Source organism: Aestuariivirga sp. (genome assembly GCF_046294715.1).
GTDB lineage: Bacteria > Pseudomonadota > Alphaproteobacteria > Rhizobiales > Aestuariivirgaceae > Aestuariivirga.
The window spans coordinates 1-9,539 of the sequence record NZ_JBKBKI010000059.1; the positions used below are offsets into that span (position 1 = coordinate 1).

Consider the following 9,539-nt stretch of genomic DNA (forward strand, 5'->3'; position numbering starts at 1 on the left):
GATCCTCGATCCGGGCAGCCGCCTGGCGCAGGAGGATGTCCAGCGCTTCCGCGGCTATGTCGAACGCCGCGCCGGGCGCGAGCCCGTCTCGCGCATTCTGGGAGAACGCGAATTCTACGGAAGGCCTTTCCGGGTGACGCCGGACGTGCTGGACCCGAGGCCCGACACCGAAACCCTGGTGGATGGCGCCCTCCGCCTCGTGCCGGCGAATGCGCGGCTCCTCGATCTCGGCACCGGTTCGGGGGCGATCATCGTGACGCTGCTGGCCGAGCGGCCGGACGCCTCAGGCGTGGCGACCGACATCTCGCCGGCTGCGCTGGCGGTGGCGCGCGAAAACGCGGAGCGGAACGGTGTCCTTCCGCGCCTGGACTTCGCCCAGGGCAGCTGGTTTGGCCCGGTGAGCGGGCGATTCGATCTGATCCTTTCCAACCCGCCCTACATTCCCGCGGCGGAGATCCCCCGCCTGTCGCCCGATGTGCGGAACTTCGATCCGGTGCTGGCGCTTGTAGGGGGGAATGACGGTCTTACCCCCTATCGCGAACTGGCGGCGGGCGCATCCGCCCATCTGGTGGAAAACGGTCGTGTGCTGGTCGAGATCGGGGCCGGTCAGGCGGACCAGGTCGAGGCGATCTTTGTGGCAGCGGGCCTGCGTCCCGCAGGGAGATACCAGGATTTGGGCGGCCACGTCCGCTGCCTCGGCTTCCGGCGGTAAGGCCCGGGAAAATGTGGGAAATGCGCGCCCCGCGAAAAAAGCGATTGGAAGTTAAGGGTCGGTCGGCTAAATAGGACTCGGAAACGCTTTCTGCCCTTTGTATTCGTGCCGGGAACGACGGTGGGGCAATGGCGCCGCAAGCGCGCCGGGCCCAGTTGATATCAGCACAGGCGGGGAAATGGCGGGGGCCCTTCGGGGGCTCTGCTTCTGGCGGAAGCCTTCTGTAGCCAACGGGTAAATCTTGACGCTCGCTTTTCGAGCAGATTTGACGACCGGTTGCTGCTGGCACCACTCATCGGGTGCGGCGGGCGGCCTTTCACAACCTCAGATAACGTCTGAAAGATGGAATCTCCATGAGACCGACTCACAAGAACCGTAACCGCAACCGTCATCGCAGTGGTGGCGGCGGCGGAGGGGGCGGCGGCGGCGGCGGCAATCCGCTGAGCCGCGTTTATGAGAGCAACGGTCCGGACGTGAAAGTCCGCGGCACGGCACAGACCGTCGCCGACAAATACCTTCAGCTCGGCCGCGACGCCCAGTCCTCCGGCGACATCGTGATGGCCGAGAGCTACTTCCAGCACGCCGAGCACTATCTGCGCATCGTCTTCGCGGCGCAGGCCTACAACCAGCAGATGCAGCAGCAGTACCGCCGCCCCGAGGAGGAGTTCGACGACGAGGACCTCGAGGATGGTGCGGAGGCAGCCGTCGAGCAGCGCAGCGCCGCTCAGCCGCCGGGAGACCCAGAGGGGCTGGGCGAACAGCCCGCCGTGGAGGGTGCCCCCGAGCAGCGCCAGCAGCATCAGCAGCACCGCCAGCCGCGCGAAGGGCGCGAGCAGGGCGGCCAGCAGCAGGGCCGTGACCGCTTCCGCCCCCGCTGGCAGGACCGCCGCGGCGAAGGCCAGCAGCAGGGCCAGGGTGGCGAGTCCCGCCCGGCCCCACAGCCGCCGCGCGGCGAGGACCAGCCACGCGCCGATTCCTCCACGCCGGCATCGGCCGACTCGGACAAGTGGGAGGCTCCCTCCTTCCTGCGCCGCCCCGCGGCCACTCCCGCTCCTGCCGCGGAGGCCTCGGGGGGAGAGGAAGCCGGGGCCCAGGGTGCCCCGCGCCGCCGCTACGAGCGCCGGCCCCGCAAGGAGGCCGCTCCCGAAGGAGCGGCACCGGCCGAGGCGAAGGCGCCCGCCGGCGATTGACCGGTCACACGCGCGGCCGGTAGGCCAGCCAATAGGTGAGGGCGACGCCACCGGCGCCGCCTGCCACGTTCCCAAGTGTCACGGCGATCAGGTTCGCCAGGAAATCGCCCGCCGTGACCTTTGCTCCGGCCAGCCATCCCGCCGGTATGAGATACATGTTGGCGACCGAGTGCTCGTAGCCCAGCAGCACGAAGGCGGTGATCGGGAAGACGATCGCCAGGATCTTGTCGGTGACGCTGCGCGCCGCGAAGGTGAGCCATACCGCAAGGCAGACCAGCATGTTGCAGAGAATGCCGCGCGTGAAGGCCTCGACGGACCCGAGCGCCGCCTTCGATTCGGCGATCGTGCGCGCCGTTTCCCCCTGCGGGCCTGACAGCAGTCCCGAGAATCCCATCAGCACCACCACCGCAAGAGCGCCCGCCAGATTGCCGAGAAAGGCATAGGCCCAGTTCCGCAGCAGCGCCCGGAGCCGCACCCGGCCGTCGACCCAGGCCATGACGATCAGGGCGTTGCCGGTGAAGAGTTCCGCCCCGGCGACGATCACCAGCACCAGGCCAGTCGAGAAGATGAGGCCGGCGAGCAGCCGCGCCGGCCCGAATCCCGGCGTGGTCCCCACGAGTGCCGCGGTAAAGGCGGCCGCGCCGAGCGAGATGAAGACGCCCGCCAGCACCGAAAGCGTGGCGAGCTGGAGGGCTGGAAGCCCGGCCTTGGTGACGCCGGCTTCCTCGATGCGCAGGGCCACCTCGGCGGGCTTGTAGGCGTCGAGCCCGGTGGGATCGATCTTCTTGTCGAGCATGAGGGCCATTGAACCCGGCTGCGAAGCGCTCACCTTGATTCAGCGCAAAGCCGGTGGCACGCCGCGCGGTTCATGGTTCCACCCGCTTGATCCATGCCGCACCCACCCCATATGAGCCTCATCACGGCCGCTGCCCTGACGGAATGCCTCTTGCGGGTTCGGGAGGAGCTGGCGGCAATCAACCGTTGACGGCTTTTCGCAGGGGCGCCCAACCGGGGCCCGGGGAAATGCGCCGAGGAGGAGAGTAGGAATGGATTTCGAGAAATACACCGAGCGTTCGCGCGGCTTCGTCCAGTCGGCCCAATCGCTGGCCTTGCGCGAGGGCCATCAGCGCTTCAGCCCCGAACATCTCCTGAAGGTTCTGCTCGACGACGAGGAGGGCCTCGCGGCGGGCCTCATCAACGCGGCGGGCGGCGATTCGCGCCTGGCGCTGCGCGAGGCGGAAGCCGCGCTGCAGAAGCTCCCCAAGGTTTCCGGCTCCGGTGCGGGCCAGGTGTATCTGGCGCCGGAACTGGCCCGCGTCTTCGATGCCGCCCAGAAGCTCGCCGAGAAGGCGGGCGACAGCTATGTGAGCGCCGAGCGGCTGCTCCAGGCCTTGGCGGTCGAGCAGTCGGAGGCGTCGAAGGCGCTGAAATCCGCGGGCGTCACCGCTCAGGGTTTGAACCAGGCGATCAACGCCATCCGCAAGGGCCGCACGGCAGACACGGCCTCTGCCGAGCAGGGCTACGACGCGCTCAAGAAATATGCCCGCGACCTCACCGAGGCCGCGCACTCCGGCAAGCTCGATCCGGTGATCGGACGCGACGAGGAAATCCGCCGCACCATCCAGGTGCTCTCGCGGCGCACCAAGAACAATCCCGTGCTGATCGGCGAACCGGGCGTCGGCAAGACGGCGATCGCCGAGGGCCTGGCGCTCCGCATCGTCAAGGGCGACGTTCCCGAGAGTCTCAAGGACAAGAAGCTGCTGGCGCTCGACATGGGCTCGCTGATCGCCGGTGCGAAGTACCGCGGCGAGTTCGAAGAGCGGCTAAAGGCCGTGCTCTCCGAGGTGACCTCGGCCGAGGGCGGCATCATCCTGTTCATCGACGAGATGCACACGCTGGTGGGGGCGGGCAAGTCCGAGGGCGCGATGGACGCCTCGAACCTGCTGAAGCCCGCGCTCGCGCGGGGCGAGCTGCACTGCGTCGGGGCCACCACGCTCGATGAGTACAGGAAGCACGTGGAGAAGGACGCGGCCCTCGCCCGTCGCTTCCAGCCCGTCTTCGTCAACGAGCCCACCGTCGAGGACACGATCTCGATCCTTCGCGGCATCAAGGAGAAGTACGAGCTGCATCACGGCGTGCGGATCACCGATTCGGCGCTCGTTTCCGCCGCCGTTCTCTCCAACCGCTACATCACCGACCGATTCCTGCCCGACAAGGCCATCGACCTGATGGACGAGGCGGCCTCGCGGCTGCGCATGCAGGTCGATTCGAAGCCAGAGGAGCTCGACGAGATCGACCGCCGCATCATGCAGCTGCAGATCGAACGCGAGGCGCTGAAGAAGGAAACCGACACCGCTTCGAGGGACCGCCTCGGCAAGCTCGAGAAGGAGCTCGCCGAGTTCGAGGAGAAGTCTGCCGCCATGACCAGGCGCTGGCAGGAAGAGAAGGAGCAGCTCGCTTCGGCCTCCAAGGTGAAGGAGGAACTCGAGAAAGCGCGCTTCGAGCTCGACCAGGCGCAGAGGAAGGGCGATTTCGCCAAGGCGGGCGAGCTCGCCTACGCCACGATCCCCGGCCTCGAGAAGAAGCTGAAGGAGGCGGAAGAGAAATCCAGCTCCAAGATGCTCGAGGAAGCGGTCACCGAGAACCACGTGGCGCAGGTCGTCTCGCGCTGGACGGGCGTGCCGGTGGACAAGATGCTCGAAGGCGAGCGCGAGAAGCTCATCTCGATGGAGAAGGAGCTGGCGAAGCGCGTCGTCGGCCAGTCGGAAGCGGTGGAAGCCGTCTCGACGGCGGTGCGCCGCGCGCGGGCGGGCCTGCAAGATCCCAACCGGCCCATCGGCTCCTTCATGTTCCTGGGGCCGACGGGTGTCGGCAAGACGGAGCTCACCAAGGCCCTCGCCGCCTTCCTCTTCGACGACGAGCACGCCATGGTGCGCATCGACATGTCGGAATACATGGAGAAGCACTCCGTCTCGCGGCTCATCGGCGCTCCTCCGGGCTACGTGGGTTATGACGAGGGGGGCGCGCTCACCGAGGCCGTGCGGCGCAGGCCCTACCAGGTCGTGCTGTTCGACGAGGTCGAGAAGGCGCATCCGGACGTGTTCAACGTGCTGCTCCAGGTGCTGGACGACGGCCGCCTGACGGATGGCCAGGGCCGCACCGTGGACTTCAAGAACACGCTGATCATCATGACCTCGAACCTTGGGTCCGAGTATCTCGTGAACCTCGGCGAGGCGCAGGATGTGGACGTGGTGCGCGACCAGGTGATGGGCGTGGTCAGGGCCAGCTTCCGGCCGGAGTTCCTGAACCGCCTCGACGAGATCATCCTGTTCCACCGGCTGAAGCGGGAGAACATGGGAGCGATCGTCGACATCCAGGTCGGCCGGCTCAGGAAGCTGCTCGCCGACCGGAAGATCGAGATCGACATCTCGGAGGCAGCCCGGAACTGGCTGGCCGAGAAGGGCTACGACCCGGCTTACGGTGCGCGTCCCCTGAAGCGGGTGATCCAGAAGAACCTTCAGGATCCGCTCGCCGAGGAGATCCTCGCCGGCCGCATCAAGGATGGCGACACGGTGGCGGTCGACGCCACGGCGGGTGTCCTGACCTTCAACGGCATGGCCGTCGGCGGCAAGCCCGTCGACCCGAAGGTCGTGAAGCTGCACTGATCCGGCTACAGAACAACAAGGGGCGGTTCCTTGGGCCGCCCCTTGTCCATTCACATTGCCCGGCCACCCGCGCAGTGGCACGATCCCCCGGATGACGCTCGAGGGCTATAACCGTTTCTGCCGCGGCCTGCCGCATACATCGCATGTGGTGCAGTGGGATGGCGCGCATGTGTGGAAAGTGGGCGGGCCGAAGGGAAAGGTCTTCGCCATCGCGTCGCGATGGGAGGGCCCATCGCTCGACATCACCTTCAAGGCCTCGGCGCTGAGCTTCGACCTGCTGAAGGACAGGCCGGGCATGAGGCCCGCGCCCTATCTCGCCTCGCGCGGGCTTCTCTGGCTGCAGCGGCGCACCAGTGAAACCCTCGACGACGCGAGTCTCGAGGCCTACCTGCGCGAGAGCCACAGGCTGGCGGCGCAGAACCTGCCGAAGCGCGTGCAGCGCGAGCTGGGCCTCCTCTCCTGACCCTTAACCCTTGGGCGGGTTGTCCCTGGCCAAGGCATAGATCACCAGCGTGACTGCCAGCAGGCTCGCGAAGATCAGGTGCAGCGTGGCATAGGCCTGCTGCGCCGGGCTGTCCTGGAGAGCCGTCATCAGCGAACCGCTCAAGGGCTGCAGCAGGCCCGCCCCGCCGATGAACAGAACGTTGAGCAGCGTGATGCCGCGGCCCAGCAGATGGTCCGGCACGAAGCTCCGTCCATGCGCCATCAGCACGCCATAGGTCATCCCGAAACCGCCCGCGAGGCCCATGAGGGTGATGGCCGCGGCAAGCGGCAGGCGCGGAAGCGCCAGGGCCGCGAAACAGAGTGCCGTCGCCAGGACGCCGCCGAACACCACCCATTTGCGGGTGCCGAGCAGCCGGTCGAGCGGCCCGTAGGCCATGGCGCCGGCCGACATCGCCGCCGCCATCACCAGGAGCGCATTGCCGCGCGCCAGGGGATCGAGCCCGTACACGGAGGAAAAGAACGGTCCTGCCCAGAGGCCGCGCTCGGCAAGAATTACCGCATAGCTCACCGCGGTGATCGGCAGCAGGGGCCAGAGCGCGCGGATCTTCAGGATTTCGCCGATGCCGCCGAGGAGCCCGCGCGAACCATGCGCCGTGATCCGGCGGGGATCCCGAATCAGCAGCAGCACCGAAAGGGCGGAAAGAGCGGTTGCGGCGGCCATGCCCAGCATGGCGCCCCGCCAGCCAACCGTCTGAGCGGCCCAGGCGAGCGGCGAGGCGGCCAGCAGATTGCCGGCCGTGCCCAGGCCCAGGAGCCAGGAGCAGAGCAGCGCGAAGCGATGGGGCTCTGCCGTCCGCCCGAAGAGGTAGATCGCGCCCATGTAGATCGAGCCGCAGCCCGCCCCGATCAGCAGCATGGCGAGGTTGAGCGCCAGCGCCGATTGCGCACCCGCGAAGAGCACCGCCCCCAGCACCGCCAGCAACATCTGCAGCGCCACGGTGCGGCGGGGCCCCAGCGTGTCGAGCGCGTAGCCCACCGGGAACTGCGTTGCCACGAAGCCCAGGATCCAGATCGCCTGAAGGTTGCCGAGCGCTTGCGGCCCCAGCGAGAGCTCGCGCGCCAATTCGGGCGCGATCACCGCCAGGAAGGAGCGGTAGAACTGGCTCAGCACATAGGCTGCAAGGAATGTGAGGAAGCTCCGCACGGGCGAGCTCTCCGGCAGCGCCGTGCCGCTGTTACTGCTTGATCTGCGCCACCTGCAGCGCCGAGGGAGCCCGCTCCATCATCGTCGCGACACGCTGCTTCATCTGCTTGAACTTGGAAAGTTCCTTGCCCGCCAGCTGCTTGCCGCCCGCCGCCTTGATTCGCGTGGGGTTCACCGGCCGGCCGTCGACATGGACTTCGTAGTGGAGGTGCGGGCCGGTGGAACGGCCGGTCGAGCCCACGTAGCCGATGATCTGACCCTGGTTCACCTTGGCGCCGCGCCGGATGCCGGCGGCGAGCTTGCTCATGTGGGCGTAGAGCGTCTCGTACTTGTTGTTGTGCTTGACCTCGACGGCGATGCCGAAGGCACCGTGGCGGCCGGCAAGCTGGACGACGCCTGAACCCGCAGCACGGATCGGGGTGCCGTGCGGCGCGCCGAAGTCCACGCCCGCATGCATCTTCGAATAGCCAAGCAGCGGGTGGCGGCGCATGCCGAAGCCGGAGGTGAGCCTGGCGCCTGAAACCGGGGTCTTGAGCAGCGATTTCTGGGCGCTGCGGCCCTGCTCGTCGTAGTAGTCGGTCTGCCCGTCGGCGGTGGTGAAGCGGTAGAAGGTTTTGGTCTTTCCGTCGAGGGTCAGTTCGGCATAGTGAAGCACCTTGCGCTTCGAGGAGGAGCCCGTGAGCGGGTTGCCGTAGAACACGTCGAAGGTGTCGTTCGCCTTCACCTGGCGCTGGAAGTCGACGTCGTAGGCGAAGATGCGGGTGAATTCGGCGATGATGTAGTCGGGAACCTTGTTGTCCTTGGCCGTGGCGTAGAGGCTCGAGCCCACCTTGGCCTTGGTGCGGAAGTGGTTGAACTCGGCGTATTTCGAAGCCGAGCCGTCCCTGGCGCCATTGATGGCCGCCACGAAGCGACCGTCTTCGTCGGCCTGAACCGTGAGCCTCTCCTTGGGGCCCGGCTCGAAGGAGAGTTCGACGGGGAAGATCACTTCGCGACCATAGAAGTCGATCTGCCGGTCGAGCGTCAGTTCGATGGCGGTGCCTTCCTTCATCATGGTGGCCGGGAAGATCGGTTCGACCGCCGCCGCGAGTGCGTTGGCCGCGTCCTTGCTCACGCCGCGCTCTGTCAGCGCCTCAATCAGCGTCTCGCCCTTGGCAAGGCGGAAGGTCTCGTCCGTCGGCTCCGGGGGGACCTGCTTGGTAATTGTGGTGATGTTGGTTTGTTCGTCGATCGCGTCGAGTTCGGCGTCGATCACTTCCGGGCTGCCGTCCCCATAGGGCAGGCCCTCGGAGGTGATCTCGGGATAGAGATTGGCGTTGTTGAGGTCGCGTTCGGGCACGATGGGCGAGCCGTCGGTTTCCGGCTGCGGCTGGTAGGCGGCGGAAAGTTCTTTCCGCCCGATGACCGAGTGCCCGGAGCCGAGCTCGGCGCTCTCCGGATAGGACCCCGTCAGCGAGGCCTTCTCCACCGATGCGAAGGCATCGCGCGGGGCGGCGTTCTCGCCGAAAATGCCAAGCACGGCGCTGCCGATCACCAGGGACCCCGCGATACCGGCGACGCAGGTGGTGAGCAGCCAGCGGTGATGGACGGGTTCGACCTCGAAAGGATCGGCGGGCGGCACCGGAGCCCTCGATGCAAGAGCCTTCGGAACCGGTGTTTTCGATGGCAGTGGCGGACGGCGCGCCGCGCCGGACTGCGTCCGGGCGCGAAACTGTCTGTCAACGCGATCGTTCAATACCCAATCCCCTGTCTAACGCATTCGCTCCGGAACTCGCGGGACCTGCTCGACTTCCCCTCGATCGCAGGCCGCTCTGGGGAGCGCATTTCTCGTCTCTCTTGCTCCGCCCGGGCGCCGGGCACCGGAGGGTGCCCGTGGGGGCGGAAAATGCCTTCACCCGCCCCGTTAGTCAACCATCTTGACCAGTCCGGAGGCAGGTCTTCGCCAGTCCTCCCGAATGAGGCGGCCGCGCCGAGCGGCAGGCCCTGAACGGGAGTAAAGCCAACGATCAGCATCCCACCGAGACGTTTCCAATTCGTTAACCATGAAGGGGAGAGGGCGACTGCCCCCCGGTTTGACCGTCCGGACAAGAATGCCGATCCCCGGCCCGGACTCACGGCCTCCGCCGGAAGGAACGGGGGCCTCTGGCGGAGTGGAAATCTCTCGCCGTTTCAGAGGGTTGCAGAAATCGTAAAAAACTTCGCACGACCTTCTTGACAGTTTGGCCTGAGGGGTCATATAAGCCGGGTCACTGAGGGACGCGGCGTGGATGCGCGGCGTGCCTTTGTGACGGAAAAGCCGACAAGCTGGCGCTGCTGCCGGGTGA

7 protein-coding genes are annotated in these 9,539 nt (G+C 67.0%); 4 read left to right on the plus strand and 3 right to left on the minus strand.

The window, feature by feature from the left end; translation table 11 throughout:
* Both prmC and ACK4HL_RS20165 read left to right on the plus strand, forming a co-directional pair.
* Positions 1-712: peptide chain release factor N(5)-glutamine methyltransferase (gene prmC / locus ACK4HL_RS20160; RefSeq protein ID WP_409764576.1), on the plus strand; the 712-nt coding region annotated here is incomplete at its 5' end.
* Positions 713-1,065: 353 nt separating this feature from the next.
* Entirely contained in the window at positions 1,066-1,902 is an 837-nt protein-coding gene (locus ACK4HL_RS20165) for a DUF4167 domain-containing protein (protein WP_409764579.1), read from the plus strand.
* A 4-nt stretch (positions 1,903-1,906) separates the two neighbouring features.
* Here the strand turns inward: ACK4HL_RS20165 and ACK4HL_RS20170 are convergent, their stop codons facing one another.
* Positions 1,907-2,698, minus strand: coding sequence for a formate/nitrite transporter family protein (locus ACK4HL_RS20170; RefSeq protein WP_409764582.1), 792 nt, complete (start codon positions 2,696-2,698; stop codon positions 1,907-1,909).
* Between the two features lie 250 nt (positions 2,699-2,948).
* On the opposite strand from ACK4HL_RS20170, the gene clpB reads away from it, so the two are divergent.
* Both clpB and ACK4HL_RS20180 read left to right on the plus strand, forming a co-directional pair.
* Positions 2,949-5,567, plus strand: coding sequence for an ATP-dependent chaperone ClpB (gene clpB, locus ACK4HL_RS20175; protein WP_409764585.1), 2,619 nt, complete (start codon positions 2,949-2,951; stop codon positions 5,565-5,567).
* Positions 5,568-5,658: 91 nt separating this feature from the next.
* Entirely contained in the window at positions 5,659-6,030 is a 372-nt protein-coding gene (locus ACK4HL_RS20180) for an MmcQ/YjbR family DNA-binding protein (protein ID WP_409764588.1), read from the plus strand.
* Between the two features lie 3 nt (positions 6,031-6,033).
* On the opposite strand, the gene ACK4HL_RS20185 is transcribed toward ACK4HL_RS20180, so the two are convergent.
* Complete coding sequence (locus ACK4HL_RS20185; protein WP_409764591.1) at positions 6,034-7,215, minus strand: MFS transporter; 1,182 nt, start codon at positions 7,213-7,215, stop codon at positions 6,034-6,036.
* Between the two features lie 31 nt (positions 7,216-7,246).
* Positions 7,247-8,836, minus strand: a complete 1,590-nt coding sequence (locus ACK4HL_RS20190) for a M23 family metallopeptidase (RefSeq protein WP_409764594.1) — start codon at positions 8,834-8,836, stop codon at positions 7,247-7,249.
* Positions 8,837-9,539 lie beyond the last annotated feature (703 nt).